16 protein-coding genes are annotated in these 14,348 nt (G+C 70.4%); 15 read left to right on the top strand and 1 reads right to left on the bottom strand.

All coding sequences use genetic code 11. The annotated features are described in order from the left end of the window. The first annotated feature begins 5 nt into the window (after positions 1-5). From F1643_RS05765 to F1643_RS22370, 11 genes are all read left to right on the top strand, one after another. Complete coding sequence (locus F1643_RS05765; RefSeq protein WP_194911700.1) at positions 6-2,681, top strand: tetratricopeptide repeat protein; 2,676 nt, start codon at positions 6-8, stop codon at positions 2,679-2,681. Continuing rightward, positions 2,620-3,045, top strand: a complete 426-nt coding sequence (locus F1643_RS05760) for a tetratricopeptide repeat protein (RefSeq protein ID WP_370540499.1) — start codon at positions 2,620-2,622, stop codon at positions 3,043-3,045. Before F1643_RS05765 ends, F1643_RS05760 begins: the two co-directional genes overlap by 62 nt. Positions 3,046-3,226: 181 nt before the next feature. Continuing rightward, positions 3,227-4,780 (top strand): tetratricopeptide repeat protein, encoded by a 1,554-nt coding sequence (locus F1643_RS05755; protein ID WP_194911696.1) that lies wholly within the window; start codon positions 3,227-3,229, stop codon positions 4,778-4,780. A gap of 45 nt (positions 4,781-4,825) precedes the next feature. Then, complete coding sequence (locus F1643_RS05750; RefSeq protein ID WP_194911694.1) at positions 4,826-5,251, top strand: hypothetical protein; 426 nt, start codon at positions 4,826-4,828, stop codon at positions 5,249-5,251. Beyond that, positions 5,202-6,899, top strand: a complete 1,698-nt coding sequence (locus F1643_RS05745; protein ID WP_370540488.1) for a GAF domain-containing protein — start codon at positions 5,202-5,204, stop codon at positions 6,897-6,899. The genes F1643_RS05750 and F1643_RS05745 overlap by 50 nt, the downstream gene beginning before the upstream one ends. Beyond that, the gene (locus F1643_RS05740; RefSeq protein WP_194911692.1) at positions 6,896-7,198 is read left to right on the top strand and encodes a hypothetical protein; all 303 of its coding nucleotides are present in this window, start codon (positions 6,896-6,898) and stop codon (positions 7,196-7,198) included. The genes F1643_RS05745 and F1643_RS05740 overlap by 4 nt, the downstream gene beginning before the upstream one ends. After that, the gene (locus F1643_RS05735) at positions 7,156-8,031 is read left to right on the top strand and encodes a tetratricopeptide repeat protein (RefSeq protein WP_194911690.1); all 876 of its coding nucleotides are present in this window, start codon (positions 7,156-7,158) and stop codon (positions 8,029-8,031) included. The genes F1643_RS05740 and F1643_RS05735 overlap by 43 nt, the downstream gene beginning before the upstream one ends. Next, positions 8,028-9,362, top strand: coding sequence for a GT4 family glycosyltransferase PelF (gene pelF, locus F1643_RS05730; protein ID WP_194911688.1), 1,335 nt, complete (start codon positions 8,028-8,030; stop codon positions 9,360-9,362). Before F1643_RS05735 ends, pelF begins: the two co-directional genes overlap by 4 nt. Continuing rightward, positions 9,359-9,586 (top strand): hypothetical protein, encoded by a 228-nt coding sequence (locus F1643_RS05725; RefSeq protein ID WP_194911686.1) that lies wholly within the window; start codon positions 9,359-9,361, stop codon positions 9,584-9,586. Before pelF ends, F1643_RS05725 begins: the two co-directional genes overlap by 4 nt. Position 9,587: 1 nt before the next feature. After that, positions 9,588-10,967 (top strand): exopolysaccharide Pel transporter PelG, encoded by a 1,380-nt coding sequence (gene pelG / locus F1643_RS05720; RefSeq protein ID WP_194911684.1) that lies wholly within the window; start codon positions 9,588-9,590, stop codon positions 10,965-10,967. Positions 10,968-11,276: 309 nt separating this feature from the next. After that, the gene (locus tag F1643_RS22370; RefSeq protein WP_255542453.1) at positions 11,277-11,429 is read left to right on the top strand and encodes a hypothetical protein; all 153 of its coding nucleotides are present in this window, start codon (positions 11,277-11,279) and stop codon (positions 11,427-11,429) included. Here F1643_RS22370 and F1643_RS05710 read toward each other — a convergent pair. Next, a complete protein-coding gene (locus F1643_RS05710; protein ID WP_194911682.1) occupies positions 11,414-11,770 on the bottom strand; it encodes a helix-turn-helix transcriptional regulator in 357 nt (118 codons plus the stop codon). The two genes, F1643_RS22370 and F1643_RS05710, sit on opposite strands and share 16 nt — an antisense overlap. Positions 11,771-11,974: 204 nt before the next feature. Here F1643_RS05710 and F1643_RS05705 point away from each other — a divergent pair, with 204 nt between their 5' ends. From F1643_RS05705 to F1643_RS05690, 4 genes are all read left to right on the top strand, one after another. Next, the gene (locus F1643_RS05705; RefSeq protein ID WP_194911680.1) at positions 11,975-13,339 is read left to right on the top strand and encodes an FAD/NAD(P)-binding oxidoreductase; all 1,365 of its coding nucleotides are present in this window, start codon (positions 11,975-11,977) and stop codon (positions 13,337-13,339) included. A 15-nt stretch (positions 13,340-13,354) separates the two neighbouring features. Then, the gene (locus F1643_RS05700) at positions 13,355-13,711 is read left to right on the top strand and encodes a DUF5368 domain-containing protein (protein ID WP_194911677.1); all 357 of its coding nucleotides are present in this window, start codon (positions 13,355-13,357) and stop codon (positions 13,709-13,711) included. A 24-nt stretch (positions 13,712-13,735) separates the two neighbouring features. Beyond that, a complete protein-coding gene (locus F1643_RS05695; protein ID WP_194911675.1) occupies positions 13,736-13,984 on the top strand; it encodes a hypothetical protein in 249 nt (82 codons plus the stop codon). A 28-nt stretch (positions 13,985-14,012) separates the two neighbouring features. Further along, the coding region (locus F1643_RS05690) for a S9 family peptidase (RefSeq protein ID WP_206692359.1) at positions 14,013-14,348 on the top strand (336 nt) is incomplete at its 3' end.

The raw sequence follows: 14,348 nt of genomic DNA, 5'->3' as shown, positions 1-14,348 counted from the left end.
CGGCGATGCGCGCGAACATCCTGGTCGTCCTGCTGGTGCTGCTCGCGGGCATCGGCGCCAGCCTGCTGCTGATTCCGCGCGGCGCCGAGCTTGCCCTGCAGAAATTCCGCGACCGCGATTACGACAGCGCCCGCGCCGTCTACGAGGAGCGCTACGCCGCCGGCGAGCGCGGCGGCGCCACGGTGATGCCGCTGACCCGCCTGTCGCTGGCGCAGGGCGACGTGGAGCGCGCCATCGCCCTGACCGAGGAGTTCGTCGCTGCCGAGCCGTCCTCCATCGAGGCGCGCGAGCTGCTGAACCGCCTCTTCCAGGATGCCCAGCGGCCGGGCGATTACCTGGAAAACCTGACGGTCCTGGCGGAGCTGCGGCACAGCGCCGACCTTTACCGCGAACTGGCCTATGCCGCCGGGTTCCGCAACCGGATGGTGCTGAAGGCCGATGCGCTGGCCCGCTACTGCGCGCTGGCGCCCGAGGATGTCGAGGCCCAGCAGGAGTTGGCCGCCCTGCTTGCGGCGCGTGGCGACCATGCCGGCGCGGTGGACCGGCTTCTGCGCGCCGACGACCGCGCCCGGGGCAACATCGGCGCCGACAGCCGCGAATTGCTGATGAGCCTGCTGATCGACCTCGGCCGGGCGGAGGATGCCTTCGGCCGCGCCCGGCGCTGGCTCGGCGAGCGGCCGACCATCGCCGCCATGATCGGTCTGGCGAGCCAGCTGGCGGCGGCCTCCCGGCCGGACCTGGGCCTGCGGCTGCTTGAACCGCAGGTGATCGGGCCGCAGGTGACCGGTCAAAAACCTCCGCTGGCGCTGGAGTTGACCTACATCGACCTGCTGATCGCCGCCGACCGCCGGGAGGAGGCGCGGACCCGTCTGTCGGCTTTGTCCGGCCCGGTGGAGGATTCCCAGTTCGGCCGGCTGCTGGCGCTGGAGATGAGTGCCGGGCAGGCGCAGGAGGCATTGCGGGCCGCCAAGGGCCGCGATCTGCGTCTGGCGCCGGGTTGGGTGCTGGCCGGGCTGGCCGAGACGGCTCTGCGCGACGGCGACCGCCCCTTCCTCGACCGCCTGCATCGCGAGTTGGGCGAGGGGTTCCTGACCGATTATCCGGTGCTGGCGGCGAACATCGCGCTCGGCCGCGGCGATGCCGATGCCGCCGCGCGCTGGGCAGAGCGTGGTCTGGCCGGGAGCGCGCTGACCCTCGGCGACCGTCTGGCCGCCATCCGCATCCTCGACCGCGCCGGGCGTCGTGACGCCGCGGCTGCGGCCTTCGACCGTCTGGTGCTGTCGGACTCTCTCCCCGACGACCAGTTGTCCGACGGCCAGTTGTCCGACGGCCAGTTGCCCGACGACCAGCTGGAGGAGTTGGCCGTCCTGTACATCGACCTCGACCGCGCGCCGGCCGGCCTGGACTGGTTCGTCGCGCGCCGGCAGGGCAAGCCCTCTCCGGCGGCAGACCATGGCTGGGCGAGGCTGGCGGCCAAGGCCGGCGATCCGGTTGCCGTCGCCGATTGGCTGGCCACCCGCCCGGTGCTGCCCGCCGCCCTGCTGCAGGACATCGCCGGCAGCGCAGCCGAACGGGCGGTCACCGACCGGCGTGCCGCTCCGCTGGCGCTGGCCGCCGCGCAGCGCGCCTTCGCGCTCGACCCCTCGCCGCGCAGCCGTCTGGCCGTCGCCGCCGCCTTGACCGCGACGGGAAAGCCGGCCGCGGCGCTGCCGCTGCTGGCCCCGCTGCTCGACCAGGGCGGTGCGGAGGTGGAGGCCGCCCTACATCGCGGCGCTCGACGGTGCCGGCCGGTCGGAGGAACTGGCCCGCCATCTCACCGCCAAGCTGGCGAAGGGCGGCCTGACCGATGCGGAGGAGCAGGGCATCGCCTACCTGCTGCTCGACCACAAGGCCTACCGCGCCGCGCTGCCGCTGCTGCGGGCGCGGGCGGAACGGCTGGGCGGCGACTGGCTGGCGGCCTATGCCGATGCCGCCGCCAAGGCGAACGCGCTGCCCGACCTTGCTGCCTTGCTGCAACGGCAGGCCGCCGACGCGCCGCTGGCGGAGGCGGAGGATTCGCTCTATCGCGGCACGCTGGAGACGCTGGGCCGCAAGGCGGAGCTGCGCCGCTACCTGCTGGCCCGCGCCAGCGACGACCGCCTGCCGGTGGATCGGCGGCGCGAACCGGCCTCTGCCCTGCTGGCGCTCGGCGACAAGGCGGGCGCAACGCTAGCTTTGCAGCGGCTGGCGGCCGGGCAGGGGCCGCAGAGCGAGGATTTCAAGCAGCTGGCCTATCTTTGGGGTCCGCGCCCGCCGCAGGCTGCGCTGGACTGGCTGGAAGCGCGGGCCAAGGCGCCGGCCGGCCCGGCGGCACAGGCGGCATGGTACGACCGTCTGGCCGAACTCGGCGGCGGGGCCCGCGTCGCCGCCGGTCTCGCGACGGAAGCCGGTCCGCCGGTTCAGCCGGCGCTGAAGGCGCCCTATATCGAGGCGCTGGCGTCGGCCGGCAAGGGCAAGGAACTGGCCGTCGCCGTCCGCGCCGCCCTGCGCGAGGAAACCGCGCCCGACCGCTTGCGGCGCTATGCCCGCCTCGCCGAACAGACCGGCCAGCGCGCTGCCGCCGGGGAAGCCTGGACGGCTCTGCTGGCGCGGATGCCGGAAGATGCCGACGCGTTGCGCCAGCTGGGCATGCTGGCCTATGACGAGAACCGCCTCGCCGACGCCGAGCGCCTGCTGCGCCGCTACACCGCGCGCGGTCCCGACGATTACGAGGCGCATTACTTCCTGGGCGAGGCGCTTACCGCCCTGAAGCGCCCGGCCGCCGCCGTGCCATTTTATCGCACCGCGCTGGCCCAGCTCCGCGCCCGCGGCGGCCGGGGCGACGCGGCGGTTCTTGCGGAGGCGAACCTGCTGAATCGGCTGGGCAAGGTGGATGACGCCGTCGTCCTGTTCGACTCCCTGCGCAAGCGCCGCCCCGGCGACCGGCAGCTGAAGGCGGACTATGCATCGATGCTGATCGAAAACGGACGACTGCCGGAGGCCCGCCGTGTCCTGGCTCTTCCGTGATGGCTTAACCGTCTTCCGCGCGATTTGCCCTCTCCCGTCCCGGGAGAGGGAGGGGACCCACGTAGTGGGGAGGGTGAGGGGTGGGGCAAGAATCCCGAACCGCATGGTTCCTTGGATCACCCCTCACCCTTCCCATGGCTTGCGCCATGGGCCCCTTCCCTCTCCCGGGGCGGGAGAGGGGGTGAAGCGCTTCGGCATTCACGTTCTCCTCGCCCTCCTCCTCGCCGCCACCCCCATCCACGCCCAGCCGGCGCGGCCCTCCGCCCGTGTCGAAACCGTGCGGGAGGACCGCGCCGCCCGCTTCACCCTGGGCTGGACCGCTCCCGTCGTGACCGAGGTGGAGCGCAACGGCCGTGAGATCGTGCTGCGCTTCAGCCGGCCGCTCGGCGACGTGGCGCTCGACCGCGTGCCGGAGCGGCTGGAGTCCTGGATCGACAACATCCTCTACGGCTACGACAGCGTCGTCCTGGTCCTCGCCGCCGCCGTCACCGCCGACATCGCGGCGGACCCCAAGGGCGTCACCGTCACGCTGGCCCGCGCCCCCGCCGCGCGCCCGACGCCGCAGGCCGCGGCGGCCGACCGCGCGGCCGGGCGTCGCATCGACTATTTCCGCGCCCTGGCCCTGATGGAAGGCGGAGAGGTCCGTCCGGCGCGGGTGCTGCTGCGCGACCTGCTGGCCCAGGATCCGCGGGATGCCCAGTCCACCGCCCTGCTGGCCCAGGCGGAGGAACGGCTCGGCCGCTGGCGCGAGGCGGCGACGGCCTATGACGGCGCGCTGGAGCTGACGCCCGACGAACCGTCGCTGGTCCAGGCCAAGGCGCTGCTTCTGCATGCGAATGCCGACCGCGTTCGCCTGGACGTCGATTGGCAGCAGGTGCGCAACGCCGACATGCAGCGCATCGCGCGGCTCGCCGGAGTGCAGGAGCTTGGCCGTTCCACCAGCCTGACCTGGGCGCTGGAACGGCGCGAGGTGGATGTCGACGCCGCCCAGCGCGCCGATGGCCGGCTGGAGCCCTTCCACGGCGTGCGCACCCGTCTGGAGGCGGCGCTGGTCCATGATTGGCCGGAGCTGCAGCGCTCTACCCTGTCCATCTACGCCGCGCCGCGGACGCTGGGCGCCGGCTACACCCATGGCTGGCGCGACGAGGAGTCGGAAACCCGCGCCGGCTTCGCCTGGAGCGAGCCCAACTTCGCCTTCCTGGAGGGCATCGTCGGCGGCGGACGGCGCGACCGGGTTTTCCTGCAGCATGAGGAACGGCTGTCGGAGCGCTGGTCGCTGTCGCTCGGCGCCGGATACAACCGCTATGGGCTGGCCGGGGCCGCCGATCTGGCGCGCAGCGCCACGGTGGAGGGCTCCTTGCGTTATACCCTCAACGCCGCCGGGCCGCTCGCCAGCGTCGCCTATGTGCTGGATGCCGAATATGTCGGTCACCGCGAGGAACGGCAGAACGCGGACGGACAGACCTATGTCCCGCTGCCGGCCGCGACGCGCGAGGTCCACGCGCTCCAGATCAACGTCGAGGACCATGTCACCGATTATGTCCGCTATGCCGCGCAGCTCGGCTACGCCTATGACCGGCGGGGGCGCAGCGGCCCGCAGGGCGCGGTTTCCCTGGGTTGGGAGCCGGCGGACGGGCTGGAACTGGGGATTCGCGCCGCCCACGCCCGCTCCACCGCCCGCGGCACGGCCAGTGCGGTGAACAGCGCAGGCGTCACTCTGGTCTGGCGTTATTGACGGTTGTGTCAACGTCTTCATGGTTAAAGGAAGGGAAACAGCGGAATGGGGAGGCGTGACGCGATGGGGCCGACGGGCATGGGGATGAAAGCCAGGGGAATACAGGCTTGCGGCGCGCTGCTGCTGGCCGGGCTGCTGCTGGCGGGGTGCAGCGTCGGGCGTATCAACAGCCGCGACTTCGCCCAGCCGGGTGCCACGCTGCCGGCCGGCGCCACCGTCGCCGTTCTGCCGTTCGAGAACCTGACAAACCACCCCAACGCCGGCCAGATCGCCGCCGATCTCGTCTCCACCGAGCTGTACGGCGTCGGCAACGTCCGCCACGGTGGAGGCCGGCCGCGTCCGCAGCCGCCTGTCGGCCCTGAAGTCCACCGACGCGGATGCGGCAACGGCAACCGAAACTTCCGCCGATGCCCCGCTCGACGTGCAGGCCGCCGGCCGGGCGCTGGAGGTGGACGCGGTGCTGGCCGGTAGCGTATCGGAATACGGTTATCAGCATGGCCTGCGGGAAGAGCCGGTGGTCGGGCTGAACGCCCGGCTGGTGCGGGTATCCGACGGTGCCGTTCTGTGGACCTCCAGCCAGTCGGAGGCCGGACGCGGCTATTTCAGCCGCGACAGCGTCAACAACGTCGCCCAGCGCGTGGTGACGCGCCATGATCGACAGCCTGCGGCCGGTTGTCGCCGCCACGCCCTGAGGCTCGGTCCGACGATGAGCAGCCAGCCCGCCGCCGTCCCGGCAGCCACGATCCCCGCCGACGGTGCGCCCCGCCGCCGCTGGCTCGGCCTGCGTCCGGTGGCACTGCTGGAACTCGTGCTGTTCTTCGCCGTGGCGCTCGGGCTGGATGTCTGGCTCGGCTCCGGCTTGCGGTTCGAGGGGGTGCAGCCGCATCCCTTCTGGATCCCGGTCCTGCTGCTGGCGATCCAGTACGGCACCAACGAGGGCGTGCTGGCGGCACTGGCCGCGTCGGTGGCGCTGCGGCTGGGCAACGTGCCGGACGCCGGCATCACCCAGGACCTGTACGACCATCTCTTCACCCTGACGCGCGAACCGATCCTGTGGCTGGTCGCCGCCGTGCTGTTCGGCGAGCTGCGCATGCGCCAGCTGCGCGAGCGTGAGGAGCTGCGCGCCGGCCTTGCCACCGCCCGGCAGGAGGCGGAGGCCATCGCCCGGTCCTACCGCGCGCTGAAATCGGTGAAGGAAAGCCTGGAAACCCGCGTCGCCGGCCAGCTGCGCACCGTCTTCACCCTCTATCAGGCCGCCAAGTCCATCGACCGGCTGGACGAGGGGGAGGTGATGCTGGGCGTCGCCGACCTCGTCCGCACCGTCATGAAGCCGGAGAAGTTCTCGCTGTTCCTGCTGAACAACGACGTGCTGGAATCGGTGACGAACGAGGGCTGGGACGACGACAACGACACCTATGCGCGCTGGTTCGACAGCGGCACCGCCCTGTTCCAGCAGGTGATCGCACGCCAGCGCCAGGTCTGCGTCAGCCGCGTGGAGGACGAGCGCATCCTGGCCGGCGAAGGCGTTCTGGCCGGCCCGCTGGTCAGCAGCGACACCGGCGAGGTGGTCGGCATGGTGAAGATCGAAAGCCTGGGCTTCACCGACCTCAGCGTCAACACGGTCGAGAATTTCCGCATCCTGTGCGAATGGATCGGCACCGCACTGGCCAAGGCGCGCCAGTACCGCGCCGCCAACGAACAGCGGGTGTTCACCGACGACGCGCTCTATTCCTCCAGCTACATCGGCCGTCAGGCGGAGTTCCTGGCCCTGCTCGGTCGCCGCATGGGGTTCGAGACGACGGCCATCACCATCCGTCCGACCGGCATCGCGCGGCTGTCGGTGGGCCAGCGGGCGGAGCTTGCCGCCGCCATCGGCGAGGCGGTGCGGGGCAGCCTGCGCGACACCGACCTCGCCTGCGACTTCGGCCATCAGGGCACGTCCTTCGGCGTCGTGCTGGCCGGCACGCCGCTGGACGGCGCCCGGCTGGTGGAGGCGAAGCTTGAACGCGCCGTCCGGCAAGCGCTGCCGGCGGCACTGGCCGACATCACCATCGGCTTCACAACCCGGCGGATCCAAGCCCCCGCGGAGAGCCGGGTTGACGGGCAGGAGGTGCGATGAGCGCCTCGCCCCCCGCCGCTTTCGATGGTCTTCCCGGTGACCGGCCATCCGCCGGCGTGGGCGAGTTGCTGCTGGTGGCGCCGGCCGCCGGTCTGCTCGACGCCGCGGTGGCGGCATTTGCCCTCTCGGGTCTTCCCTTCGCCCTGCCGATCGGCGCGGCGCTGCATCTGGCGCTCTGCGCCCTGGTCGGGCTGTGGCTGCGCGGGCTGGTGCGGCGCGGGCGGGACCTGCGGCTGGCCGGGCTTCTGCTGTCACCATGGTGCCGCTGGGTCCGGTCGGCGCCGCCTGCACCGTGGTGACCGCGGCGCTGCTGGCGCTGTTCAGCCGCTATGCAACCGGGTTCCAGGACTGGTATCTCTCCCTCTTCCCCGACAGCGAGACCGGACCGGCGCGCGAACTGTACGAGCTGATCGTGACGGGGCGGGAGAACGCGCATCTCGCCGCCGGCGACTCCTTCACCGACGTGATGTGGATCGGCTCGCCGCAGCAGAAGCAGGCGGTGATCGCGCTCGTCGCCCGCCATTTCCGTCCCGCCTTCACGCCCGCGCTGAAGGCCGGCCTCGCCGACGCCGACCCGTCCGTCCGCGTCCAGGCCGCCACCGCCACCGCGCGGGTGGAGCATGAGTTCAACGAGTGCTGGCTTGCGCTGGACCATGCGGCGCGCGATCGGGCGGAGGACCCGGAGGCCCTGGCCGCACTCGCCCGCCATCTCGACGATTACGCCTTCTGCGGTCTGCTGGACGCCAACCGCGAGGCTGAAATCCGGGAAAAAGCGCTGGAGGGCTATCGCCGCAGCCTGGATCTGGCCCCGGACGACGACACCATCCGCCTCGACCTCGGCCGGCTGCTGCTGCGCTGCGGACTGGCGGCGGAGGCGGCGGCGCGGCTGGAGCCGCTGGTCGACCGCACGCCCGACCGCCGCATCCTCTACTGGTACGCCGAAAGCCTGTTCCGGCTGAGTCGCTTCGCCGAGCTGCGCGCGCTTCCCGGCCGCCGGCCCGACCTGCTGGGCGACGAGGCGGAACTGGCCCACACGCTGCGCGACGTCTTCGCCCTCTGGCGCGACGTTCCGCCGCCGACACCACCGGAGGCCGCATTCCCGGAGACCGGCGCGAAGGAGCTTGCCGCATGAGCCGCAGCATGCCTCTGCCGGAAGCACCCTTTGCCCCCAAGGCCGACGTCTGCCTGCTGATGGAGGGATCCTATCCCTATGTCGCGGGCGGCGTGTCGACCTGGACCCACGACCTGATCCGCTCCCACGCCGACCTGACCTTCCATATCGTCGCCCTTGTCGCCGACCGCGGCGCCCGCCGGCTGGCCTACGAGCTGCCGCCCAACGTCACCGGCCTGACCTATGTCTATCTCCAGGACCCGCCCGCCGGCTGGCGCTGGCAGCCCGGAACGGCGCGGCTGGTGGCGGCGCTGGAGACGCCGCTCGGCCGGCTGCAGCAGGGCGGCGGGCTGGCGGAGGTGGCCGAGGTGCTGCGGCTGCTGGCGCCGCGGCGCGGCCGGGTCGGCAAGCGGGCGCTGCTGAACTCCGAGCACGCCTTCCAGATGGTGGTGCGCATGTGCAGGGCCGCCCTGCCGGACGCCTCCTTCCTGGAGTATTTCTGGGGCAGCCGCGCCCTGATGAGCGGGCTGTTCGCCACGCTGCTGGTGCCGATGCCGCAGGCTTCCGTCTATCATGCCGTCTCCACCGGCTATGCCGGGCTGTTCGCCGCACGGGCGCGGCTGGAGACCGGACGGCCGGCGCTGCTGACCGAACACGGCATCTACACCAACGAACGGCGCATCGAGATCCTGATGGCCGAATGGCTGTTCGAGGGCGGCGACACCTCCCTGGTGCTCGACAGGAAGAAGCGCGATTTGCGGGATCTGTGGTTGGACACCTTCGCCAGCTACTCCAAGGCCTGTTACGACGCCTGCGACCGCATCATCACCTTGTACGGCGGAAACCAGGAGTTCCAGCGCCGCCAGGGCGCCGATCCGGCCAAGCTGATGATCGTGCCCAACGGCATCGACTATGCCGGCTATTCCCAGGTACGGCGCGACCCGGAACCGCGCCCGCCGACCATCGCCCTGATCGGCCGCGTCGTGCCGATCAAGGACGTGAAGACCTATATCCGCGCGGCCGCCATCCTGCGCGAGGACATTCCCGACCTGAAGGCGATGATCCTCGGGCCGCTGGAGGAGGACCCCGGCTATGTCGAGGAGTGCCGCACCATCGTCACTCATCTGGGGCTGGAGCAGACGGTGATCTTCGCCGGCCGGGTCAAGCTGACGGACTGGCTGGGCCGGGTCGACGCCATCGCGTTGACCAGCGTCAGCGAGGCGCAGCCGCTGGTGATCCTGGAGGCCGGCGCGTCCGGCGTGCCGACGGTGGCGACCGACGTGGGATCCTGCGCCGAGCTGCTGCTGGGCCGTCCGGACGAGGTTCCGCCGCTGGGGCCGGGCGGGCGGTGACGCCGCTGGCAAGCCCGCTCGACACCGCGCGGGAACTGCGCGCCCTTCTGCTCGACCGCCCCTGGCGTGAGCGCTGCGCCCAGGCCATCGCCCGGCGCGTCGCCCAGTCCTACGACAAGGTCGCCATCGACCGCATCTACCGCGCCATCTATGACGAGCACATCGCCATGCCGACCCGGCCGACGCTTGAGCAGCCCGATTTCCACCTGAGCGGAGCGGCCTGAGATGGCCGGCATCGGCTTCGCGCTCCGCCGGTTGGCCCGGCGCGACGATCTGCTGGGCGTGCTCCAGGGCTATGCCCATTCCGCCTTCATCACGTCGGGGCCGTGGATGTTCACCATCCTGGCGCTGGCCGGCATCACCCTGATCGGCCGCGATCTGGTGGGGATGGAGGAGCTGACGCTGTTCCGCGTGGTGGTGATCTACAATTTCTGCTTCTCGGTGGTCTTTACCGGGCCGCTGGTGATGGTCGCCACCCGCTATCTCGCCGACGCCATCTATGCCAAGGAGGTGGAGGCGGCGCCGGGCATGCTGCTGGCGACGCTGGGGCTGGCCTATGCCATCGCGGGGCTGACCGCCGGCCCCTTCTATCCTCTGTTCAGCGGACTGCCGCTGCCGGTGATGCTGGGCGGGCTGGCGAACTTCTTCCTGGTCTGCGGCATCTGGGTGGTGTCGATCTTCCTGTCGGCGCTGAAGGACTATCTGGCGGTCACCGTCGCCTTCGGCGTCGGCATGGCGGTGGGCATGGCCGCCACGCTGCTGCTGGGCGACCGCTATGGTGCCGCCGGCATGGTCTGGGGCTTTTCCGCCGGGTTGGCGGCGATCCAGTTCGGATTGATCGCGCGGGTGCTTGCCGAATATCCCTATCCCGTCGGCCGGCTGTTCGATTTCCTGACCTATTTCCGCCGCTATTGGGATCTCGCGCTGATCGGCCTGTTCGCCAACGCCGCGGTATGGACCGACAAATGGATCATGTGGTTCGCGCCGGAACGCGAGATCGTCTCGGGCGCCATGGCGATCTACAGCGCCTATGACGGCGCGATGTTCGTCGCCTACCTGACGACACTGCCGGCGCTGACCCTGTTCACGGTGAACATCGAGACCCGCTTCTTCGAGCATTACCAGGGCTTCTACCGCGACATCCAGAAGCACGCGACCTTCGACCAGATCGCCCGCAACCACCGTGCCATCATCGCCGCCTTGGCAGACAGCAGCCGCAATCTGGTGATCCTGCAGGGGGCGGTCTGCGCCGTCTGCATCTTCCTCGCCCCGACGATCATCGGCGCCATCGGCCTGCAGTACCAGCAGATCGGCATGTTCCGCTTCGGCGTGCTGGGCGCCTTCTTCCAGGTGATGTTCCTGTTCTGCACCGTGATCCTCGCCTATTTCGACCTGCGGGCGCGGAACCTGACGGCGCAGCTGGTCTATCTGGCCGCCAATGCCGGCTTCACCCTGCTGTTCAGCCGGATGGGGTTCCCATGGTACGGCTACGGCTATTTCCTCGGCTCGCTGATCGCCTTCGCCGTCGCCTATCTGATGGTGGCCGACGCGGTGCGGCGGCTGCCCTATTTCGCCTTCGTCGCCAACAACCCGTCGGTGCGATGACCCGCCTCCTCCTGACCGTGGCGACGCTGGCCGCCCTCCTGCCTCATCTGTCCGCCGGAGCGCAGGAGGTGCTGCCCACCGACCGGACCGCCCCCGGCCATCTGCGCCCGCCGTTCCGCGCCTACGAGCCCCCGCCGCCCGGTCACGAGCCGCGCCTGCGCCGCACCGAAAGCCGCCGCGTCTACGCCCTGCCGCAGGGATTGAAGGGCCTCGCCACTTTCGACCGCACCCTGTCGCACCTGTGCCGGCGCGGCGCCTTCCTGCAGGAGATCGACGGCCTTTATTGGGCGGCGACGCCGGATTACCGGTATGGCGTCGCCTTTTCCGGCGGCGCCAATCTGGTCGATCCGCAGAAACCGGCGCCAGCCCGGCAAGGTCTATTTCTTCCGCAACCAGGACAGCCGCTGCAGCGTCTGGGTCGGCGATCAGGCGAAGCTGATGCCGCACTACATCGGCGGCTGAGTGCGCTGCGCGACGGCGGCGTCGTCTTCTTCCAGCCGTGCCTTCCCGTCGTCGATCTGCCGGACGCCGTCGCAGACGAGCCGGCAGAGGTCGCGGACGAGCGGCAGCGCGATGAAGTAGATCACCGATACGCCGTCGCGGCGTCGGTCGAGGATGCCTGCCTCGACGAGGCAACCCAACTGCTTCGACACGTTCGCCTGCTTCAGCCCGGTCGCTTCGACGATCCGGTTGACCGCCTGCGGCCATTCCCAGACCGCCCGGACGATGCGCAGCCGCGACGGCTCCCCCAGCACGGCGAGCAGGCGGGCCACGTCCGCGATTTCGGTATCGGCGATCGGCATCGATGGCTCGGGGCTGCTCGGGATGGCTGCGGACCGGTGAGGCTGTCGCTCTTAATCCAAAGGGCAGCCACCTGCAAAGCGATAAGGACCTAACCCGAATTCGCTTGATCGTATTGCCATCCAGCAATATAAGATTTCTCTTATAAAAGGCGCGTCCTCATGCCGGGCCGGCGCGCGGACAACACTGAATTCCGGAGGAAGCGCATGACGAACGAAGTCCCGCCGCGCGATGGTCTGATCGCGGGCCTCGACTCTCCGCTGAGCCGCCGCAGGATGCTGGCGCTGTCCGGTGCCGGCGCGGCGACGCTGATGGTGCCGTCCGCACCCGCCAGGGCGGCGGAGGTGCCGCCGAAGGTCGCGACCAAGGCCCACATCGTCATCGCCGGTGCCGGCGCCGCCGGTCTGGCCGCCGCCGCCCGCCTTGCCGAACGGCTGGACGGTGCGACGATCACGGTGATCGACCGCCGCAAGGAGCATTACTATCAACCGGGCTTCACCCTTGTGGCGGCCGGGCTGAAGCCGCAGGGCTACGTCGTCTCGACGACCGCCGACTATCTTCCCCGCGGCGTCACCCTGATCGAGGAGCAGGTGGCGGAGTTCGACCCCGTGGCGAACAAGGTCGTCACCGACAAGGGCCGCGCCATCAGGTACGACTTCCTGATGGTGGCGACGGGACTGCATCTCGACTATGCCGCCATCGAAGGCATGAACACCGATCTGATCGGCAAGGATGGGCTGGGCAGCGTCTATGCCGGTCCGGCCGCCGCCGTGGTGACCTGGAAGGAGATGGCGCGCTTTGCCGAGACCGGCGGTGTCGGGCTGTTCGGACGTCCGGCCACCGAGATGAAATGTGCGGGCGCGCCGCTGAAGTACACCTTCATCACCGACGATTACCTGCGCCGCCATGGCACGCGCGGCAGGTCGGAGCTGGTCTACACGGCGCAGAACAAGGGCCTGTTCAGCGTTCCCATCGTCTCCGAGAAGGTGCGGATGCTGTTCCGCGACCGGCAGGTGAAGGTCGCCTACGAGCATGTGATGACGGCGATCGATCCCGGCCGCAAGATCGCCACCTACAAGACCCCGACCGGCACGGCCGAATTCAAGTACGACTTCATCAATGTCGTCCCGCCGATGCGGGCCCCGGCCGCCGTGCGCAACAGCCCGCTGCGCTGGCAGGAGGGCGTCTGGGCCGGCGACGGCTGGATGGAGGTGGAGAAGCCGACCCTGCGGCACAAGCGCTTCCCCAACGTCTTCGGCATCGGCGACGTGGCGGGCGTCCCGAAGGGCAAGACGGCGGCCAGCGTGAAATGGCAGGTGCCGGTGGCGGTGGACCACCTGATCGCCGGCATCCAGGGCACGACCTCGGCCAGCGTCTACAACGGCTACACCTCCTGCCCGCTGATCACGCGGCTGGGCCGGGCGATGCTCGTGGAATTCGATTACGAGGACAACCTCGTTCCCTCCTTCCCCGGCGTCATCGCGCCGCTGGAGGAACTGTGGGTGACCTGGGTCATGAAGACCATGGCGCTGAAGCCGACCTATGTGTCGATGCTGCGCGGCCAGGCATAAGCGGAGGACGACAGCATGAAGGAATTCGATCTCGCGGTCTTCCTGGTGGTGTTCCAGGAAATGCTCGGCCCGCTTCTGTGGATCCTGCCGGCGCTTGCCGTCGCCGGGCTGGGCGCCTTCGTCGCCGTGCTGATGCACGAAGGCGGGCTGGTCAGCCGCCGATTGGTCCGGTCCGAGATAGTCGGCGTCCTGGGCGGCTTCGCCGCGCTCGGCCTGATGGCGATGGTGACCATCTCCGGCTTTTCCGACGCCGGCGGGCCGGTGGACTGGCTGCTGGTCGGCCTGATCTGGGGTGTGGGGCTGGTCGGCGCGACCATTCTCGCCTATGCGGTCCAGGGACTGTTCGCCTGGAAGGCGCCGCACGGGCACTGACGCCGGCGTGACCGGAAAGACGCCATGAGCTGGGTGGAACCGGTCCTCGGCCCCGGCACCGGAGCCGCGCTGGCGCTGGCGCTCGGACTTCCGCTGGCCGTCCGGGCGCTGGTGCATCGCGGATTCCGCATTCCCTGCCGCCCGGAGGTCGGGACGCCCGCCGACGCCGGCCTGCCGTACCGGTCGCCTCCATCGTCACGGAACGGGGCCGCCGTCTGTTCGCGTGGCACATCCTGCCGCCGGGAGGCGGTCCGGCTCCCCATCTGGTGGTGATGCACGGCTGGGCGCCAATGCGGAGGACATGCTGCCGGTCGCCGCACCGTTGCAGGGGGCGGGCTATGGCGTTCTGCTGGTGGATGCGCGCAACCACGGCCGCAGCGACCGGGACGGCCATTCCTCCATGCCGCGCTTTGCCGAGGATCTGGCCCACGCCTTCGACTGGCTGGAACGGCAGCCGGAGGCGGGTCCGGGGCGTATCGCCCTGCTCGGCCATTCGGTGGGGGCCGCCGCGGCACTGCTGACGGCGGCGCGCCTGCGCAGGCCGGCCGCCGTGGTGTCGCTGGCCGCCTTCCGTCATCCGGAAGCCGTCATGCGGCGCTTTCTCGCACTGCATCGCGTGCCTTACCGGCCACTGGCT

Origin of the sequence: Azospirillum sp. INR13 (assembly GCF_015390205.1) — a bacterium.
Lineage (GTDB): Bacteria > Pseudomonadota > Alphaproteobacteria > Azospirillales > Azospirillaceae > Azospirillum.
Note: the sequence above shows the minus strand (reverse complement) of the source record. Positions and strands in the feature narration are given on the sequence as shown.